The 20,026-nt window shown below is 36.1% G+C and carries 19 protein-coding genes and 1 pseudogene; 11 read left to right on the plus strand and 9 right to left on the minus strand.

From position 1 onward, the window contains the following. Window positions 1-90: 90 nt before the first annotated feature. The 6 genes from pepF to ACN0NP_RS01930 all read left to right on the plus strand — a co-directional run bounded on the left by pepF (window position 91) and on the right by ACN0NP_RS01930 (window position 5,631). Window positions 91-1,890: an oligoendopeptidase F gene (gene pepF / locus ACN0NP_RS01905; protein ID WP_423217452.1), complete on the plus strand. Its 1,800-nt coding sequence runs from the start codon at window positions 91-93 to the stop codon at window positions 1,888-1,890. Further along, the gene (locus ACN0NP_RS01910) at window positions 1,883-2,368 is read left to right on the plus strand and encodes a glutathione peroxidase (protein ID WP_423217453.1); all 486 of its coding nucleotides are present in this window, start codon (window positions 1,883-1,885) and stop codon (window positions 2,366-2,368) included. Before pepF ends, ACN0NP_RS01910 begins: the two co-directional genes overlap by 8 nt. 132 nt (window positions 2,369-2,500) lie before the next feature. After that, window positions 2,501-3,358 (plus strand): glycoside hydrolase family 25 protein, encoded by an 858-nt coding sequence (locus ACN0NP_RS01915; protein WP_021142780.1) that lies wholly within the window; start codon window positions 2,501-2,503, stop codon window positions 3,356-3,358. A 171-nt stretch (window positions 3,359-3,529) separates the two neighbouring features. Next, window positions 3,530-4,423, plus strand: a complete 894-nt coding sequence (locus tag ACN0NP_RS01920) for an N-acetylmuramoyl-L-alanine amidase (RefSeq protein WP_423217454.1) — start codon at window positions 3,530-3,532, stop codon at window positions 4,421-4,423. A 78-nt stretch (window positions 4,424-4,501) separates the two neighbouring features. After that, window positions 4,502-4,987, plus strand: coding sequence for an aminoacyl-tRNA deacylase (locus ACN0NP_RS01925; protein WP_004232705.1), 486 nt, complete (start codon window positions 4,502-4,504; stop codon window positions 4,985-4,987). A gap of 20 nt (window positions 4,988-5,007) precedes the next feature. Continuing rightward, window positions 5,008-5,631: a histidine phosphatase family protein gene (locus tag ACN0NP_RS01930; RefSeq protein WP_021142782.1), complete on the plus strand. Its 624-nt coding sequence runs from the start codon at window positions 5,008-5,010 to the stop codon at window positions 5,629-5,631. Between the two features lie 45 nt (window positions 5,632-5,676). Here ACN0NP_RS01930 and ACN0NP_RS01935 read toward each other — a convergent pair whose 3' ends face one another. Continuing rightward, window positions 5,677-6,579: an HAD family hydrolase gene (locus ACN0NP_RS01935; protein ID WP_024343766.1), complete on the minus strand. Its 903-nt coding sequence runs from the start codon at window positions 6,577-6,579 to the stop codon at window positions 5,677-5,679. 190 nt (window positions 6,580-6,769) lie between these two features. On the opposite strand from ACN0NP_RS01935, the gene lysS reads away from it, so the two are divergent. Next, the gene (lysS, locus tag ACN0NP_RS01940) at window positions 6,770-8,260 is read left to right on the plus strand and encodes a lysine--tRNA ligase (RefSeq protein ID WP_021142785.1); all 1,491 of its coding nucleotides are present in this window, start codon (window positions 6,770-6,772) and stop codon (window positions 8,258-8,260) included. A 250-nt stretch (window positions 8,261-8,510) separates the two neighbouring features. On the opposite strand, the gene ACN0NP_RS01945 is transcribed toward lysS, so the two are convergent. After that, on the minus strand, window positions 8,511-10,430 hold the full coding sequence (locus ACN0NP_RS01945) for an ATP-dependent nuclease (protein WP_423217455.1): 1,920 nt from the start codon (window positions 10,428-10,430) through the stop codon (window positions 8,511-8,513). Between the two features lie 300 nt (window positions 10,431-10,730). After that, window positions 10,731-12,501 (minus strand): annotated as a pseudogene (locus ACN0NP_RS01950) (MFS transporter). A 139-nt stretch (window positions 12,502-12,640) separates the two neighbouring features. On the opposite strand from ACN0NP_RS01950, the gene ACN0NP_RS01955 reads away from it, so the two are divergent. Together ACN0NP_RS01955 and ACN0NP_RS01960 are read left to right on the plus strand one after the other, a co-directional pair. Then, window positions 12,641-13,180, plus strand: coding sequence for a TetR/AcrR family transcriptional regulator (locus tag ACN0NP_RS01955; RefSeq protein ID WP_423217456.1), 540 nt, complete (start codon window positions 12,641-12,643; stop codon window positions 13,178-13,180). Between the two features lie 142 nt (window positions 13,181-13,322). Then, window positions 13,323-14,516 (plus strand): MFS transporter, encoded by a 1,194-nt coding sequence (locus tag ACN0NP_RS01960; protein WP_423217457.1) that lies wholly within the window; start codon window positions 13,323-13,325, stop codon window positions 14,514-14,516. A gap of 66 nt (window positions 14,517-14,582) precedes the next feature. On the opposite strand, the gene ACN0NP_RS01965 is transcribed toward ACN0NP_RS01960, so the two are convergent. Continuing rightward, entirely contained in the window at window positions 14,583-15,335 is a 753-nt protein-coding gene (locus tag ACN0NP_RS01965; RefSeq protein WP_423217458.1) for an HAD family hydrolase, read from the minus strand. A 118-nt stretch (window positions 15,336-15,453) separates the two neighbouring features. Further along, window positions 15,454-15,666, minus strand: a complete 213-nt coding sequence (locus tag ACN0NP_RS01970) for a YdbC family protein (RefSeq protein ID WP_004232736.1) — start codon at window positions 15,664-15,666, stop codon at window positions 15,454-15,456. 111 nt (window positions 15,667-15,777) lie between these two features. Here ACN0NP_RS01970 and ACN0NP_RS01975 point away from each other — a divergent pair, with 111 nt between their 5' ends. Further along, window positions 15,778-16,107 carry a hypothetical protein gene (locus tag ACN0NP_RS01975; protein ID WP_033153713.1) on the plus strand — a complete coding sequence of 110 codons (330 nt, stop codon included), beginning with the start codon at window positions 15,778-15,780 and terminating at the stop codon, window positions 16,105-16,107. 56 nt (window positions 16,108-16,163) lie between these two features. Here the strand turns inward: ACN0NP_RS01975 and ACN0NP_RS01980 are convergent, their stop codons facing one another. Beyond that, window positions 16,164-17,453: a peptidase U32 family protein gene (locus ACN0NP_RS01980; RefSeq protein ID WP_004232739.1), complete on the minus strand. Its 1,290-nt coding sequence runs from the start codon at window positions 17,451-17,453 to the stop codon at window positions 16,164-16,166. Window positions 17,454-17,583: 130 nt separating this feature from the next. After that, window positions 17,584-18,510, minus strand: coding sequence for a peptidase U32 family protein (locus ACN0NP_RS01985; protein ID WP_021142821.1), 927 nt, complete (start codon window positions 18,508-18,510; stop codon window positions 17,584-17,586). 272 nt (window positions 18,511-18,782) lie between these two features. On the opposite strand from ACN0NP_RS01985, the gene ACN0NP_RS01990 reads away from it, so the two are divergent. Beyond that, complete coding sequence (locus ACN0NP_RS01990; protein WP_021142822.1) at window positions 18,783-19,067, plus strand: DUF3270 domain-containing protein; 285 nt, start codon at window positions 18,783-18,785, stop codon at window positions 19,065-19,067. A 63-nt stretch (window positions 19,068-19,130) separates the two neighbouring features. On the opposite strand, the gene ACN0NP_RS01995 is transcribed toward ACN0NP_RS01990, so the two are convergent. After that, entirely contained in the window at window positions 19,131-19,601 is a 471-nt protein-coding gene (locus ACN0NP_RS01995; RefSeq protein WP_074668761.1) for a YtxH domain-containing protein, read from the minus strand. Further along, window positions 19,594-20,013, minus strand: a complete 420-nt coding sequence (locus ACN0NP_RS02000) for a DUF948 domain-containing protein (protein WP_039691679.1) — start codon at window positions 20,011-20,013, stop codon at window positions 19,594-19,596. Before ACN0NP_RS02000 ends, ACN0NP_RS01995 begins: the two co-directional genes overlap by 8 nt. Window positions 20,014-20,026 lie beyond the last annotated feature (13 nt).

Below are 20,026 nucleotides of genomic sequence, written 5' to 3' on the forward strand. Positions count from 1 at the left end.
TAGTTTTTGAAGATTTCAGGACTTCTTTTTTCGTTTTGCCATTTTTTTCTGCTATACTGATTTATAAAAAGTTATAAAAAGGAGTTTTATATGGAGCTGAAACAACGTTCGGAGTTTCCTGAAAATGAATTATGGGATTTAAGTGCACTCTACCAAGACCGCGAAGATTTCCTTCGTAGCATTGAAAAAACACTTGAAGACATTAATCTTTTCAAAAAGAATTACCAAGATAACTTAAAAACTGTTGATGATTTCACGCGTGCGCTTTATGAAGTCGAACAAATTTATATCGAAATGAGCCATATCGATAACTACGCCTTCATGCCACAAACGACAGATTTTAGCAACGAAGAATTTGCACAAATTGCTAAAGCTGGTGCGGATTTCTTCACCAAAGCAAATGTAGCTCTAAGCTTCTTTGACACTGCTCTTGCAACAGCTGATTCTGACATTCTTGATACCTTAGAAGCTAATCCACATTTTAGCGCAGCTATTCGTCAAGCAAAAATCAAGAAGAGCCACTTCATTTCACCAGAAGTTGAAAAGACTTTGACTAATCTCGGTGAAATCTTTGGAGCTCCGCAAGACATTTATACAAAAATGCGTGCTGGTGACTTTGAAATGGATGATTTTGAAGTTGATGGCAAAGTTTACAAAAATTCATTTGTCACTTACGAAAACTTCTATCAAAATCATGAAAATGCCGATGTTCGTGAAAAAGCCTTTCGCTCTTTCTCGGCTGGTCTTCGCAAACACCAAAATGCCGCTGCTAGCGCTTATCTTGCCCAAGTCAAATCTGAAAAAATCATTGCTGACATGCGTGGCTATGAGTCTGTCTTTGATTACTTACTTGCTGAACAAGAAGTCGACCGCGACATGTTCAACCGCCAAATTGACTTAATCATGACTGAGTTTGCACCGGTTGCACAAAAATATCTCAAACACGTTGCCAAAGTTAACGGGCTTGAAAAAATGACTTTTGCCGACTGGAAATTGGACTTAGATGCCGAGCTAAATCCAGCTGTCACTATCGATGACGCTTATGATTTAGTGATGAAATCTGTCGAACCTCTCGGACAAGAATACGCAAATGAAGTCTCACGTTTTAGAAAGGAACGTTGGGTAGACTTTGCTGCCAATGCTAACAAAGACTCTGGTGGCTATGCTGCTGACCCTTACAAGGTTCACCCTTATATCCTTATGAGCTGGACTGGTCGCATGTCTGATGTTTACACATTGATTCACGAAATTGGACACTCTGGTCAATTTATCTTCTCAGATAACAATCAAAGCTACTTCAACACACACATGTCAACTTACTACGTTGAAGCTCCGTCAACTTTTAATGAGCTCTTATTAAGTGACTATCTGGAAAGACAATTTGACAATCCACGCCAAAAACGTTTTGCACTGGCGCACCGTTTAACAGATACTTACTTCCATAACTTCATCACACATTTGCTCGAGGCTGCCTTCCAACGTCGTGTTTACAACCTCATTGAAGAAGGAAAAACATTTGGAGCTGAACAACTCAACCAAATTATGAAAGATGTTCTAAGCCAATTCTGGGGTGATGCTGTTGAGATTGATGACGATGCTGCTCTGACTTGGATGCGACAAAGTCATTACTACATGGGACTTTATAGCTACACTTACTCAGCTGGTATGGTCATTTCAACTGCAGGTTACCTCAACTTGAAGAATAACCCAAATGGTGCTAGTGACTGGCTTAATTTCTTAAAATCTGGTGGCTCACGTACACCACTTGAAACGGCTAAATTAATTGGAGCTGATATTTCAACAGCTCAACCACTTCGTGACACTATCCAATTCCTAAGTGATACCGTCGACCAAATCATCACCTATACAAAGGAGCTTAACCATGACTAATATTTACGATTTTACTGTTAAAGCACAAGACGGGTCTGACGTTCAACTATCAAAATACCAAGGTAAAGTTCTCTTGGTTGTTAATACTGCAACAGGTTGCGGCTTGACACCTCAGTATGAGGGACTTCAAAATCTCTACGACACTTACAAAGAAAAAGGGTTTGAAATTCTAGATTTTCCATGTAACCAATTCATGAACCAAGCTCCTGGAACAGCTGATGAAATCAACACTTTCTGCACTTTGAATTACCAAACAACTTTCCCTCGTTTTGCTAAAATCAAAGTCAACGGAAAAGATGCTGATCCACTTTATGATTGGTTAAAAGGAGAAGCTAAAGGCCCTCTTGGCAAACGCATTGAATGGAACTTTGCAAAATTCTTAGTTGACCGAAACGGAAATGTCGTTAAACGTTTCTCAGCAAAAGCAGAGCCTGAAACAATCGTTACAGAATTGGAAAAACTTCTTACAAATAACTAATCAAGACAAGGTCAATCTATTAACATTATCCGCCTATCTTGTCCATAGATAGGCGATTAAAAAATATGACAAATTTATTACAAAAACAACATTGTTTTGATTTTTGCATCTTTTTACGCTAAAATATGACTAATGAGAAGACGATTAAAACCAATTGTTGTTGTAGTTTTCTTTGCCCTGTTTGGGCTACTTCTCGTGATTGGTAGAACTCACTATGATAGCTTACGAAAGCAACAACTGGCTTTGGCTAAGGTTTCTATTCCAACGTTGAGTAGCTCAAGCACGACAACTACCACTACATCAACTTCAGAAACTGATGAAGAATTTGTTCTTAATCCGATTATCGATGTTTCAGGATGGCAGCTGCCAAATGAAATTGACTATGACACTTTATCTCAAAATATTTCTGGCGCTATCGTTCGTGTCTATGGAGGGTCACAAATTAGCAAAGATAGCAACGCCGCCTACACGACTGGTATCGATAAATCATTTAAGACACATATCAAAGAATTTCAAAAACGAGATGTCCCTGTAGCTGTTTATAGTTACGCCCTCGGAAAAAGTGTCAAAGAAATGAAGAACGAAGCGAAAACTTTCTATGAAAATGCTTCGCCATACAAACCAACTTTCTATTGGATTGACGTTGAGGAAGCGACTATGTCAGACATGAACAAAGGTGTTCAGGCATTCTTGAGTGAATTAAAACGACTCGGAGCTGACAAAGTTGGTATCTACATTGGTACTTACTTCATGACCGAGCAAGAAATCTCTGTTGACGGATTTGATGCCGTATGGATTCCTGCTTACGGTTCAGACTCTGGTTATTATGATGCTGCTCCACAAACAGATCTTGACTACGATCTTCATCAGTATACATCACAAGGTTATCTTGGCGGATTTGATTCTGCTCTTGATTTAAACCAAATCGCAGTCACAAAAGACCGCAAAAAAACTTACGAAAAACTTTTCGGAAAAATTGATAATAAATAAAAGGCTAGCATTTGCTAGTCTTTTTCGTATTTTAAAGTTTATTTTTCTTTAAGACTAAAACTTTATAGTTAGGTCATGCGAAAAATAAAACAATTATCACGAAGTAAACATCGACAGAACTCTGTTTACCTAAATATTTTTATCTTAATTGTCTCCTTTGTTGCCATTCTTATGATTGTAAGCAAAGTTTTCTTTTCAGGTATTGTCACCCACGCTCTAGACCACGGGCTTGATTTGTCAAATGCAAGTACCTACACAACTTCTCAAACAGCTAATGTCTTAAGCTCGAAAGCAAATATTTACACCAGTAATGGCTCAAGTAAAACCATTTCACAAGGTACCACAATTTCAATTGAAAGCTATTGTTACAATGCTGAGATAAATCAAAAAGAAGCAACTCTTGCCAAATTTAGCATGGATGGAGAGACTTACTACATTGATACCAATGATATTTCTCTTGAAGAGACCAACGACATCAATCGTTACATCGCTGAAACACTGAATTATTCTCACTCTGATATCACTAGTGATATCGAGGAAGCTTTTGAACAAACTAGCTACAAAACAGACGACGGTAAACCTCTTGGAATCATTATCCATGACACTGGCGTTGATAATTCAACCATTGACAGTGAGGTGAATTATATGGTGCAAAACTATGAAGAACAAGGTGTTTTTGTTCATTCTTTTATTGATAGTGACACCATTCTTCGCATCGCTAATGAAAAATATGAAGCTCAAGGAGCAGGTGCTAATGCCAATCCTTATTATATTCAATTTGAACTCACACACGAAGACTCTCAAGATGGCTTTGCAAAACAGCTGGCAAATGCAGCCTATTACACTGCATACATGCTCAAAAAGTATAACCTTCCTGTGACACTCGGTCAAGAAAATGGAGCAGGAAGTATTTGGACACACGAAATGGTAAGCAACTACCTTGGTGGAACTGACCACGTAGACCCAACTGATTATTGGAGTGAAAGTGCAGATGATTATTTCGGCGTTGATTATGACGTTGAAGACTTTGCAGAACTTGTCCAAGCATACTACAATGCTCTTTAAAGGTGCAAACTTGTACCTTTTTTATTTTATAGTAAAATAGTATGTGAATAGACTGAATTAGAAAGATTGAGAGAGAAAATGGCAAAAAAAGCGAAATTGAAAAAAACTTTGGTTGACCAAATTTTAGATAAAGCAAAAATCGAACATGACAGCTTAGCCATTAATGCTTTAAAAGATGAGCTGCCTGAGGGCATTGAAAAATCTGATATTTTCAAGACACTTGCTCTAACTGGTGACAAAACTGGTCCCCTTATCGGAATCGTTCAAATCACTGAACACCTTTCTGAGAAAAAGTTGGCTAAGATTTCTGGCAACAAAAAAGTTAGCATGATTCCACAAAAGAATCTTCAAAAAACAACTGGCTACATCCACGGCGCAAACAACCCAGTTGGTATCCACCAAAAACACAATTTCCCGATTTTCATCGACAACCGTGCTAAAGAAATGGGAACGATGATTGTCTCAGCTGGTGAAGTTGGGCGCTCTATCCGCATCGATAGCCAAGCCTTGGCAGATTTTGTCGGTGCAAGTTTTGCCGATTTAATTGATGATTCACACCAATGAAGGCTTAGATTGGACAAAAAATGAAATTATATTTTGTAAGACATGGTAAAACACAATGGAATCTTGAAGGACGTTTTCAAGGGGCAAATGGTGATTCTCCGCTTTTAGAAGAGTCTGTCCGTGACTTAGAAAAATTAGGTGACTACCTAAAAGATATTGAATTCGACGCTGTATTTTCAAGTGATTTAAAACGTGCCAGCGATACTTGTAAAATCATTATGTCACGAAATAATCACCCTAAAGCAATCAGTTTCCAACCGGCTCTTCGTGAATGGCATCTTGGAAAATTAGAAGGCAGCAAAATTTCAACAATGGCTGATATTTATCCAAAACAATTGGATGCCTTCAAACACAACTTAGCAAAATTTAATAACGATATTTTTGACGCTGAGTCTGTCTACCAAACCACAAAACGTGTTAGAAGTTTTATCCGCTCAATGAAAGGACGCGGCTACCAACATGTACTACTGGTCGGTCACGGCGCAAACTTTACCGCATCAATTCGTAGTTTACTTGGCTATGAACCTGCTGTTTTACGCTCTAACGGTGGATTAGATAACGGAAGTGTCACTGTTCTTGAAACCTTTGATTTTGAACAATTTTCATGCATCAAATGGAATGACACATACTACAAAGAAAAATAAGTTATTTGATACTTTAAAAAAGCTCTCCTTTCGGAGAGCTTTTTGTTATCTTGCGTATTTCATGCGAAGAATTTTTTCTTGTTGTTTGTCCAAACGAAGTAGGATAACAACTTTATCAATACTCATGTTACTTTCTAGCAAACGTTCTGCTGCCATCATCAAACCGTTGTTGATTCCCAATTCAAGGACTGGGTTTTTCTTGTCATTAACATCAAAGATGAATTTATTATCTGGAAGGTCAAAAAGAACTTTAACAGCACCAAATAATTGTTCAAAGTTGTCGATAGCAACATCGTAAACTGGTTTTGTTCCTGGTTTTAGGCTACGACCACGGTGGTTAAACCACATAGAATGCCAACCGCCGTTAAATGCTCCCATAACATCGTTATCGTATGAATCACCAACATAAAGTGTTGTTGAAGGGTTCATATCAAATTGTTCAGCAGCAAGATTGAAGATTTCTTTTTCAGGTTTTTGGAAACCAGTTGCTTGGCTGACAATGACACGTTTAGGGTCAACATAATCGTAAAGACCGAGCTTTTTAACTTTTTTCAATTGGTGTTCAGTTGGACCATTTGTGATGATTCCCATTGGAACACCTTTTTCTTTAAGAAAATCAAGCGTCATGCGCATTTCATCAAGCATTGTGATGTTTTCCAACTCTTCTTCGTAGATTTCTTGGAAATGAACACCAGTAGCTTCATCAATTTCGCGATAACCAAATTCAAGCAAAGTTTCTTTACAACGCCAGAAACGGAAATATTCAGTTGTCCATTCACCAGCCATAACACGTGGGAAACCAACGTCTGAATAATGGCGGAAACGAATGTAAGCTTGATTGATTTTACTCATATCAAAGTCAGGGAAACATTTCTCAACGGCAATGCGATAAGGCGCCTGTTGGTCATAAATCGTATCGTCAACATCAAAAACAATTGAAGTAATCATGAATCTCTTTTCTCTCTAAGTTATTTTTACCGTCACATATTATACTATTTTTTGGCTTTCTTTTCAATTAAAGTCATTTCTGCAACTAGAAAACACTTTCTTCCTCAAAGCCTCCTCACACAAGCAAAAATAAAGTGAATTCTAGCGTTATTTATGTTACAATAGGAAAGAATATATATTGGAGGAAAACATGTCAAACGAACACATCGAAGAATTAAACGACCAACAAATCGTGCGTCGTGAAAAAATGGCCGCTTTGGCTGAACAAGGCATCGATCCTTTCGGAACTCGCTTTGAACGCACAGCTACTTCTGGTCAATTAAAAGAAAAATACTCTGACAAAACCAAAGAAGAATTGCATGAAATTAACGAAACAGCTACTATCGCTGGTCGTCTTATGACTAAGCGTGGTAAAGGTAAAGTTGGTTTTGCTCACATCCAAGACCGCGACGGTCAAATCCAAATCTACGTCCGTAAAGATGCTGTTGGTGACGAAAACTACCAAATTTTCAAAAAAGCTGACCTCGGTGACTTCCTCGGTATCGAAGGTGAAGTTATGCGTACAGACATGGGTGAATTGACAATCAAAGCAACTCACATCACTCACTTGTCTAAAGCACTTCGTCCACTTCCAGAAAAATTCCACGGACTTACTGACGTTGAAACAATCTACCGTAAACGTTACCTTGACTTGATTTCAAACCGTGAAAGCTTCGACCGCTTTGTAACACGTTCAAAAATCATCTCAGAAATCCGTCGTTACCTTGATGGACTTGGCTTCCTAGAAGTTGAAACTCCAGTTCTTCACAACGAAGCTGGTGGTGCTGCTGCTCGTCCATTCGTTACTCACCACAATGCGCAAGATATGGACATGGTTCTTCGTATCGCTTTGGAACTTCACTTGAAACGTCTTATCGTTGGTGGTATGGAAAAAGTTTACGAAATCGGACGTGTCTTCCGTAACGAAGGTATGGATGCAACTCACAACCCTGAGTTCACTATGATCGAGCTTTACCAAGCATACGCTGACTTCAAAGACATCATGGATATCACAGAAGGTATCATCCAAAACGCTTCAGCTGCTGTTAACGGTAACGGACCTATCACTTACCAAGGCACTGAAATTGCTATCGACAAACCATTCAAACGTATTCACATGGTTGACGCTATCAAAGAAGTTACTGGTGTAGACTTCTGGAAAGAAATGACTCTTGAAGAAGCTCAAGAACTTGCTAAAGAGAAAAATGTTCCAGTTGAAAAACACTTCACTTCAGTTGGTCACATTATCAATGCCTTCTTCGAAGAATTCGTTGAAGAAACATTGACTCAACCAACATTCGTATACGGACACCCAGTTGAAGTTTCTCCTCTTGCTAAGAAAAATGCAGAAGACCCACGCTTCACTGACCGTTTCGAACTCTTCATCATGACTAAAGAATACGGTAACGCTTATTCAGAGCTTAACGACCCAATCGACCAATTGGCACGTTTCGAAGCACAAGCTAAAGCCAAAGAACTTGGTGATGACGAAGCAACAGGTGTTGACTACGACTACGTCGAAGCCCTTGAATACGGTATGCCACCAACAGGTGGACTTGGTATCGGTATCGACCGTCTTGTCATGCTCCTTACAGATACAACAACAATCCGCGACGCTTTGTTGTTCCCTACAATGAAATAATTTAGCGGAAAGAATATTGAATAAAAACCACTAGCTAAGCTAGTGGTTTTTTGATGATGATAAAGTCTCTGCTGAAGGAGACCAGTAGAGTTAAAAATAAAGCATAACTAAGATCAATATGTTTTATTTTTATGATTATCCCTTTATACTATATTAGTGCTAACATTAAGGTTTTATAATATCAAAAGTTACTTCTCTAAAACTAATAGTATAGCAAAATTTTAAAAACTTAGATCATTATAAAAATTAACTATTTTATCCCGAAACATTTTTTTAAATTATCAATTAAATCTTCACAGCAATCATTTAGCTCCTCTACAGTTAAATCAGAAATTCTTTTAAATCCTTGTCCCCCTATTCTTTTTCGAAAATCTTTTATCAATTGTTTTGTAAAACCATATTTTCTTACATGTTCAAATTTATCCTTAGGATCTGCAAAATCATCAAGTGGCTTTTGATCTCTATTTCGTAATTGATTATTAATATCTTTTTCTTTTTCTTTTAAAAAATCTATAACACGATTTAAATATTCCTCTTCTCCTATTTTCTGTTTCAAATATTTATACTCGAATGTATAGCATTCTAACATACAATATTCAGTTAAAATAATTTTTGATAAAAGTTCTTTTCTGTCCACATTTTTAGCTTGCTTAGCTAATTCATTAACAACTTTTTTCTTTCGTTCCTCTGACTCTGTTCCATCAGAATCAATTATATATACACTTTTAGCTCTCGAACGTATGCCATCAAGGAAATCAAAACTGACTGCTGCAGATAATTTTGTAACAGACGTCATCGGAATAGTTTTATTACTAAAATTACAAAATACTTTTTCAATTAGATGTTCATATGCCTTCACATCATCATTTCCTTCAACAAAAATTATATAATCTTTTCCCAATAAGTAAGTCACATCATATCCTAACAGAGCTGTAACTTGTGATTTATCTTCAATTTTTGAAAGTTTTGTTACTGGAACTGCATTTGTGGTTTCCTTCCTTCTTTCAACTTTGTATAACGAATCTTTCGTGAAGCTTTTTATGGAAATAGGCGAGTGAGTAGTAATAATTACTTGATTTTTCTCTGTTAAACTTGTAATAAATCCTTCCATTTTCTGTTCTAACTTAGGATATAAATACAATTCTGGTTCCTCTAATAAAAATAAGACGGGCTCATCACCCTCACTTTGCCTTTCAAGAAGTGTTTGTAACAAAACCATCTTATACAAACTCCGTGTTCCAGAACCAACAGATTGAAAATCTATGTGATTTTTAAACCCTCCCATACAAAAACTAGTTTCAATATTTAAATTTTTAAAAAGTTCATTTGAAAAATTCCATTGAACTTCAATTTTTTCATTATAATATTTTTTAAAGTTTTTGTTCAAACTTTCAGTTATATCTTTAGCTTCTTCTTCTACCTTCTTCAATAAATACTTATTTATCTGAGGTATTGTCAATTCTGAAATAACAGTATTCTTTACCTCATCTTCTCCTAACTGACTTCCACTTCTGCTCATTGAAGGTAATAATAAGCTGAATAGTTCATTAGTAGTACTATCACTTTCTCCATTACTTTCTTTTTCAAAACCTCTTTCATCTCTCAAGTATGCATAAGGAGGTAACATAACATTAAATATTTCTGCAACTTCATTTTCTTTTAAATTATTCTCTTTCTTTTGAGATAACTTAAAATTATAAAACTCAATCTTTTTCTCTAAGTTTTTTGAAAATGTTATTCCAAAAAACAAACTTTGACTACTTTTTTTTTCATTAAAGATTTTTTCTAGAAAAATTTTTTTAAAATCAGTAGTATATGCTTTTGAAGTTGTATCCCTCTTACGGCTTCCTTTACAGGATTTTTTTACTTCTTCAAGAAATGAGCAAATTTTTGAATATTCATCCGATTTATAATTTATCAACCTTTGAATAGAATAGTAATCCAACTCTAAACCCAAACCAATAAAAACTTCACTTTCATTTTCTCCGTGTTGATTGAATCTAATATCCGATTTTTGAATTTTTTTCTCACCTAATGCAATTAGTAACGCTTGTAGTATTGAACTTTTACCCGAACTATTTTCTCCAATTAACCCTAATTGATTTTTAATATTTGATATTTTTATATTTTTTATTGACCTAAAATTTTTTATATATAATTTATTAATCAAGTCTATTTACCTCATTTTTTAAACTTATACAAAAACACTTAATCAGATTTACAATTTTCTGTAATATCTTAATTAATTCTTGCATTCAGAAATTATTCTCGTATTATACTTTTTCATAGTTATCATCCCTAGTGACAAGAATTACTGCTCTCAGCTCCTAAATTTTCATAATGATATCTGCTAACCATTCTAATACTTATAATCATCTTTTTCAATACTCTAATTATCTAAAAAATAGATTTTTTTCATTAAAACCCACCTACTTTTTTTGCAGGTGGGTTTGTTATACTCTATTTTCCATCACTTTTTTTCTTTTTTATCAGTGAAGTAAGCGAGTGGGCTTGTGATTAGGACAATCAAAGAACCGATAATAAAGACTTGGTTAAAGGCTTGGCTAAGATTTTTGTTTTTTGAGTCTTTAATTTTTTGGAAGGTATCGTTTAGTTCTTCTTTTTGGGCTAGGAGTTGGATTCCTTGTCCTAGTTGCGCTTGTCCTTGACTTAAAGGTGTTAAAGCTGAGCTGATTTGTTTTGGAAGATTGGCTACGACTTTTTCTGAGCCTGCGACTAATTGGCTATTAGCATCATAGAGTTTTCGATAATCGCTGCCTTTCTTAGGAAGGGGAAGATTATCAGTCTTTTTAGCTACAGCTTTGACCTTCGTCAGCATTTGATTTTGTTTTTTAGAAGAATCAGTGGTCTTGCTTGTAGATTCAAATACTTCTTTGATTTCTTTTTTAGCAACTGCTTTCACTGAATTTGATAACTGATGCTTATCGATTTGGACATAAGCATCATGTCTGATATTATCCTTAGCCGTGTTAATATTGGCATTTAAAATAGTCACAAGCAGTGCCATACTAACTGCCTGACCGATATATCTTGAGGCGTTGACAATACCAGAACCAATTCCTGTTTTAATAACAGGAAGGTATCTTACAGAAGCAGTCATAGACATCGCCATAAACCCTAAACCAAGACCAATAATCACATTACAACAAATGATAATAGCTTCTGAAGTTTCAAATTGAACTAGGCTTAGCATAAAAAGTCCAGCTGCTGTGATAAACATCCCAATACCAATAAGAAGTTTCGCAGAAAGTTTTTGGTACATTTTGGTTGCTAAAGGCATTCCCACAGCAATCGCTAAAGAGGTTGGCACGATAAGATAAGCTGAATGAAGAGCGCTATAGCCACGAACATTTTGAAGGAAGTAATTCAAAATCAATGACGGCACAATAATTGCAAAACCAAAAACCATGTAAATGATGCTTGAAGCTGTAAAAGTCTTTTCTTTAAACAGTGACAATTCAATAATCGGTGATTTTGCTTTTCCCTCTACAAAAATTAACAAGATTAAGCCAACTAAACTAATGGCAAAGCTGGATAAAATGATAGTTGACGTCCAACCATATTCTCTTCCTTCTAGAAGACCAAATGTCAAACCTCCTAAGGCACAAGTCAAAAATACCATACCAAGCCAGTCAATTTCTTTAGCAATACTAAAATCATAAGATTCTTCATTGCCAACTAGAATAAGTACAAAAGAAATCAAGGCAATTGGAATATTAATTCCAAAAATCCAGTTATAACTTGCCCAATTAATGATAAAGCCACCTATGACTGGACCGCTTGCTGCAGCCAAAGCGCTGAATGCACCTATGACTGCTGTTACCTTACTTGTGTTTGCTTTTCCAAAAAGTGCAATCCCCATTGGTAAAACAATCGGTGTCAAAATTGCCCCACCGATTCCTTGGAAAAATCGAAAAGCAATTAAAAAAACTTAGCGAATTCGCCATCATGCAGGCAAATGAAAAGGCTCCAAATATAGCAACACCAATCAGCATGACCAATCTACGACCATACAAATCAGCGAGTTTAGAGGCTGTAATAATAAAAGCAGCCATTGCCAGAACATAAATCGTTGAAACCCAGCTCGTATCTGTCAAACTAGAATTGAGATGCTTCATAATATCCGGTAAAGCGATATTAACAATCGTAGCATCCAAAGCTCCCATAAACATGGCTAAAACCAAGCCAACAAACCCAAATAGTTTTCTTGTCTTTGACATATTCCTATCCTTTCTTCATAAAACCTCGTGAAGCATTGACATGGTCAGTCAACGCTTTAATATTTTACAAAAAAATAATACAATATTAGCAAGCAAAATAACATAACAAATTTTAATAATGTGTCTAATTAATAAAAAAATGACTAATATTCGAAAACCTAACAGTGTTGAAAAACTAAAAAACGCCCTTATTGAATTACTTCTTGAAAAAGATTATTCAGAAATCAGTGTTTCTGATATTACCAAAAAAGCTGGCGTTAGCCGAGGAACCTTTTATCAGCATTTTCTTGATAAAGACGATCTTGCTACTACAATCGGTGAAAAGACATCTCAAAAATTCCGAAATATTTTATCAAAAGGAAATCTCGATAAACAAGATAAGATTCTTGAAAGTCTAGATTACATTAAAACGGATGCCAAGCACTTCAAAGCAATTTATCACGCACCTCATGTGCAGTTCTCTAAAAACGTTCGCATTTTGCTAGAAGATTTGATTACAAGCAATGTCAATCTTAAAAATCGAATCAAACAAAAAACTAAGGTTTCTGATGATTTGGTTATTCAAGCCTTCTGCGCTTCTTTTGAGCGAATCATCTCTGCCTGGATTGAAAATGATTTTCAACAGAGTCCTGAGGAAATCAGCGAAATCATTATAAAATTGGAAAAATTGTTTTTATAAAAGGTCATTTTATGTGGCTTTTTCTCTATCTTACCATTTAAATAGCATTAATCATACTATTAACATTTGAATTGTTTCAATATTTTTTATATTAACAAAATAGCATGAGCAGTTATAATAAAAACTAATGAAAGGACGATTTATGATTTTAAGAAAATATAAGGATTTTGGACATTTATTTTTAGGACGGCTAATTAGCAATTGTGGTGATTCAATTTACACTATTGTTCTATCATGGTATGTCTTAGAAATGACAAATAGTGCTTGGTATGTTGGGTTATTGAATTTTTTGATTTTTATTCCCAATACCTTTTCTTTTGTTTTTGGAAAGAAGATTGACTCTCACCCTAAAAAATTTCTATTAGTACTATTAGAGTGGGCACAACTATTAGCAGTACTAGGTATCATTATGGGAATGTGCCTAAAAGGCATAAATGCTAATCTTAGTTTAGCCATTATTTTTACTTGTGTTTTCATCGCCTCAACTGTCGGGCTAAATACTTACACTGTTCAAGATGCGCTGGTTCCAAAGATTGTCGCTTCAAAAGATTTAGCAAAAGCAGAGATGTATATGTCTATAGCTTACAACGGAACAGAATACGTCTTCACTGCTATTAGTGGATTCTTACTTTCTGTTATCAGTTATATTCCTTTACTTTTTATTGATGTCTTTACTTTCTTGGGATCAATCATTTTGTTTAGAAAGATAAGATTTAAAGAAAAAATTGAAAAAAGTGTTGAAGAAACAGACTTCCTTAGCGGACTTCGCTTTATTTTGAAAAATAAAGTCGTATTTTCAATTACACTTGGAGGGGCTATTCTTAACTTTCTCTTTGGTGGATTCAACGTTTATCAACTCCTAATTGCTAAAGAAGTTGGTAACTCTGCCTTTTACGGTCTTTTAGTATCTGCTTGTGCTGTGGGAACTTTGCTCGGAACAACCTTTGTGACAAATTTTTTACTACAAAAACTAAGTTACGGTAAAGCTTTTTGGCTAGCAACTGTTATTTTTGGAATCGGAATTGGATCCACTGCATTGGCACAAAATCGTTTCGTCATCTTGCTAATTTGGTTTATGTCATGCCTATTTTTAGGAGTGACACATGTTGCTCAAAAGCCAATTTTACAGACTGAGATTCCGAATGAGCACCTTGGAAAAGTATTTAGTGCTTTTTATACAGTAACTATTCCAACATTGGCTATCGGCTCACTTTTCTTTGGTTATATTGCTGATTTCCTATCATGGCATATTTTTGTAGTGATATTTGCTGCGGCTCTACTTTTAGTCGCTTTACTTTATTATTCAAATAAAAAGTTAAGAAATTATAGCATTTGAAACCGTTACTAATCTTTATAACATAAAAAGAGCTTGGAAAAATTCCAAACTCTTTTTTTCATTCTCTCACCCCACCAACTCACTGATATCATCAATTACTTTAGCATTCATGGTGTTAAGCGTTTGGATTTCGTCTTTGGTGTAAGGGAAGGTATTGAGCATGATGCCATCAATACCTGCAGCTTTTGCGATTGCCATGTCACTGGTGAAGTCATTTCCGACCATGACGGTTTCTTTGGGGTCAAGTTGATTTTCCTTCAGGACAAGGTTCATAAAGTCAACTTGTGGTTTCTTCATTTTGTGGTCTGATGAGATGTAAATCTTATCCAAAAATTCTCTGCATCCTGTCATTTCAATCTCTGCTTGGGTAAATGCACGCTGAGCATTTGAAAGTAAAATGACCGTAGCTCCTGCTTCTTTTAATGTTTTCAAAGTGGCTAGCGTATTTTCGTAAGCTTGTAATTTTTTTCGCGACAGCATTCTAAAGGTCTGGGCAATGAGATTCCCCCAAGTTTCCAAATCAAGAATGATACTATCTGTCGCATGCTTGCGCGGTGCTTCAAGCATAAGCTCGATAAAAACCACTACCAAATCAACCTCAACATGTTGCCATGAATAGTGTTTGCGCAGTTTTTCTTCTTGGCGTTTGATTAGCTCATCATAATTAGCTTTCAGCTCATTGGCTGAGTAATCAGCACCATATGCACGATACAGCTCTGCCATTTTTTGCCAAAGCGCTAAGTCAGCCTCATCTGTCTCAATATCCACCAAAGTGCCGTAAAAATCAAAAATATAATTCTTATACTGTAAATTTGTCATTTGACCTCACCTTATGATTACGTTTACAAAGGCTATTATAGTGAAAAATAAAATATTTGACCAGTCTCAGCCGCAAAAAAAGCCGACAGACCATAAAAAATGATTTGTCGACTCTTTTTTATCCGCGAAAAGCATCCAAGATGATTTTGAATTCGTCGTTTGTAAGTGTGATACCCTTACCCATTTTACTGTGGTCTGGACTCCATGAACGAATATCAAATTTTGGTTCAGCACCATTAAAGCTGACACGGTTCAATTCTTTGGTCCAGCCTTTGTCGCTTTCAGATAGGGTAAGCAAGTGTTCAACGATTTCAAATTTAAATTCTGACATAATTAAGTCCTCCTACTTAATCTATTCGTAAAAAAATCCTAAACTTTTGATTATTTATTTTTTTAACTAAAAGGTGTATAATCATTTTATCAATTTTTGGGGTAAATGACTATGAAAAATATTATTAAACAATTTAAAAAGCAGGCGCAAGCTTACATTGACTTTCGTGCTCCACAGACAAATGAAGTCAATCTAAAAGCCAATAAAATCGCAGCTATTATCAAAGAAGCGCAGGAAAAACATCTAGCTTTGCATGCAATTTATCTAGATGAAAGTTTCACTGGAGACCTTGTCAAATATGACGCTAAAGGTAGCAAGCTTATTCTCAAAAATTTTCAGCAAAACATCTCAACCATTATCCCAATTGAAGACATTAAACGTCTGACTTTAGTCCCACCGACTGTCAGAAAATCACAACTTCAAACTCCTAACAAAAAATGAACGACCAAAACAAAACTGTTTTTATGTCGTTCATTTTTTTATTATTACTGCTTTAATTATGCACGAACGGTTTTGCTTGAACCGTCTGTTTTGTAAAGGTTGACTAAACCTTCTTTACAAGCACGAATCATGTCACCGGGCTGAACAGCTTGTGGGACAGTGATTGTCAAAAGTTCCATTGGGTTTGGAGCACGGTCAATTTTATTACCATCTGCGTCGTGCAAGTCTTTGATTGTTGTTTCAAAGTGACGAAGACCTGGTCCATAAAATTCGACTTTGTCTCCTTCGAGGATAACGTTACGTTGACGGATAGTTGCTGTCATTGTTGATTCATCAAAAGCAACAACTTCACCGACAAATTTATATTGTGGGATTTTACGGCGAGCACCGAAAAGTTGCTCGTTTTCTGTTGGTGTTTGGTAGTAGAAACCAGTTGCTAATTCACGTTGGGCAACTTTCCAAAGTTCATCAAGTAATTCGCCTTTAATAGCTTCAAATTTTGCTGGGCTTTCTAGGTAAGCATCAACAGCTGCGCGGTAGCAGTTTGTTACCGTTGAGACGTAGTGAATTGATTTCATACGACCTTCAATCTTGAAGCTGTCGACACCATTATCAATCAAATCAGGCAAGTGTTCAATCATGCACATGTCAACTGATGACATAGAAAATGGTTCTGGAACTTCACCTTCAAGACTCTTACGATTTTCACCGAATGGCATGTCGTAAAGGTCATATTTCCAACGACAAGATTGTGAACATCCACCACGGTTGGCATCACGGTGACTCATGTGGTTAGAAAGGACACAACGTCCTGAGTAACCGATACACATTGCGCCGTGAACGAAGGCTTCGATTTCAAGGGATGTGTGTTTACGGATTTCTGCAATTTCAGCAACTCCAACTTCACGCGCTAAAACGACACGTGACACACCAACTTCTTCCCAGAAAGCGAATGCTTCATAGTTAGTTGTAGAAGCTTGCGTAGAAACGTGAACTTCTAAACCTGGTGCTTCTGTTAAACAAATTGTAATCATGGCTGGGTCTGATACGATAACAGCATCGAGTCCCATATCACGAAGTTTACGGAACCACTCTCCTGCACCGACTTCGTTTCCTTCGTGAGTAACCATGTTTGCTGCGACGTGGACACGAGCGCCACGAGCGTGAGCGTAGTTAATACCTTCTTGCAATTCTTCCATAGTGAAGTTACCTGCACGGCTACGAAGACCGAATTGTTGACCACCTACGAAGACTGCATCTGCTCCATAATCAACAGCGACTTTTAATTTTTCAAGAGTTCCAGCAGGTGCTAAAACCTCTGGACGTTTAAAATTATTTTTTGACATTATATTCTTCCTATTTTCAAGATAGTAAAAATGATTTTCGGTAAAATAGCTTTTACCACATTTCAATAATTCTGCTTAACATGCCCTGAAATAGTAACTCAATCATGATTAAGCAGTGGTTTACGTGAACTTATTTCACTTCTTTTGGATCAAACTCGTAGAATCCAGTTCCAAGTGTACGACCTTTTGGATGCAATTTACGGATTTCTTCGTCAAACAAGAAAGCTTGATCTTGAGTGAATTCACCTTTTTCTAGCAATTCTTTTGTCTTAACAAAGATTTTTGCAATCTCAACAAAATTATGTCCAGGGCAATAGATACCATCTAATTTCCAGTGTGTGTAGTTGTGTTCTACCAACTCAGTAATTTTTGGCATCATATCAAGGTCATCGGTATCAAAAATGTGTGTACCTTGTTTGTCTTCATAGATTGAATAATGTGTGTCTTTATCACTTGGTTCAGCAAGGAAAAGACCACGCTCACGTGTTTTTTCATCATCAATGTGTGTAAAATTGAAGTAATTTTGCAACAATGGACGTTTTGAATGATGAATAACAGTTGCTCCGTAAACAAGCACTTCCGCTGGGTAGCGAAGGTTTTCTGACATTTGGAACAATTCAGCTGATGGGATTTCACGCGCAAGAACTGTTTCACTTGCACCATGGTCACCCCAGAAGTTTACTTGACGGCTTGATGTTACAAAAACTGATGCATCGTAAATCATTTTGAAATTGTAGCCTTCAGCTTTATTGACGTGGAAAAGACCAGCATCACATGCCACAACATAATCCACTTTGATTTCTTTCAAGAAATCTAGATAAGTACGAATGGCATTAATCATGTCTTGGTGCAACAAAGCATTACATGCAACACTCAATTCTTTACCAGCAGCATGAACCAATTCAGCAATTTCACGAAGTTCATCATAAGAGAAATTATGCGGTAAACGCAAACCATAATTTTCTTCACCCACATAAATGCGGTCAACACCTGCATCTAAGAGCTCTTTAACCTGCTCAATAGATTCAGCTGTCGCAGTAATAATTATTTTTTCCATAACGTTTTAATTATACCACTCCTATAACAATTAGTCACTCAGATCTCCTCGGAATCCTTTTGTTATAGCTTTCTAAAGTATTTTATCAATGCCTCAAGAATGAGCAAAACTTTATGAGAGGAGAGGCTCAAAAAGAAATCCTCATTTTGAAACAAAAAAGAGGAACAACTATTTTAAACATATTTTAGAGCAAGAGTCAAGTCCCTTTTTAAAAATAGGTGACAAATATCACAAAATGTGATATGATATCAGTTGAATTAGAGGAGAGGATTATGCCAACACCGTTAAAGCAACACAAAGACCTTGAAGATCAACATCTTCAGGCAGAGGATACCCCTAAATTTTACGAATTTAAAGAAATTAATCATAAGAGCGCTAAGTTCAAAGAATTGATGTTCTTTGCACGTATCGCTTTATTTGCTATTTCTACTGTTGTGGTATCTTTCTTTTTACTTGTCTTGAATCTCGCTCCTATCTGGGCTTTCTTATTTGCCTCTCTTATTAGCCTAGCTATCACTTCAGCGGTTTCAAGTATTATTTGGTCATTACGACACTGATATAAAGCTCCTAAGTTGGAGCTTTTTTAATACAAAAAAATAGCGGTCATTTGACCGCTATTTTTATTCTTTATCTTCAGTTGTTTCTGTTTTTTCATTTTCAGAAGCTGGTGTTTCATCCTTTGGTGTGTAATCGATGATAATGTCATCAACTTCTGCTTTTGTTTCTTCTTTAACGTCATCTGCTTCATCAACTGCTTCAGATACTTTTGAAGTGAATTCTGATACTTTTTCAGAAGCAAAATCTGCAGCAGCTTGACCCTTTTCCTTAACGACTTCAAGAAATTCATCAGTTGTTAATTCCCCTGATTCAAATTTTTCTTTGTAGTCATTGAATGTATCAACAGCCAAATCAGTGTATTCTGTTGCTTTGTCTTTAGCTTTTTGATGATATTCAGAAGGATTTTCTTTGTAAGCTTGGTAAGCTTTAGTTGCTTTTTTTTGCAATTCTTTACCTTTTTCGGTAGATAGGAAGTAGGCTGCTGCGGCACCTGAGGCAACACCAATAATCACATTTCTTAATAGTTTACTCATGATTTTTCTCCTTTTTCAATATTTTTGAGGCAACTTTACCAACAGCGTAAGCTGCGCTAGCTTTACCAACATTTGACGTTGCTTGAGAAGCTTTTTGAGACAAAAGTCTAGCTTGAGCATTCAAGTCTGAAACTGTCTCTGAAAGGTCTGCAACTGCGACAAACAAAGGATCAATCGTTGACACCTTACCATTGACATCTTCAACTAAGACATTTGCCTTAGCAAGAATTTCGTTGGTTTGGTGAAGAGTGACATTAACATCGCTCGTCAAGACTTTAATCGTTTGCTTAGATTCATCAATTGTCTCATTGACAACATCAACTGTTTTATATAGTTTAACACCAATTGGTATAAAAACAACAACTAAAACTGCAAAAGCAATGGCAAAAATTAATAGAGCTACTTCTAACATCTTATCTCCTATC

The organism is Streptococcus equinus, assembly GCF_049393805.1.
Lineage (GTDB): Bacteria > Bacillota > Bacilli > Lactobacillales > Streptococcaceae > Streptococcus > Streptococcus equinus.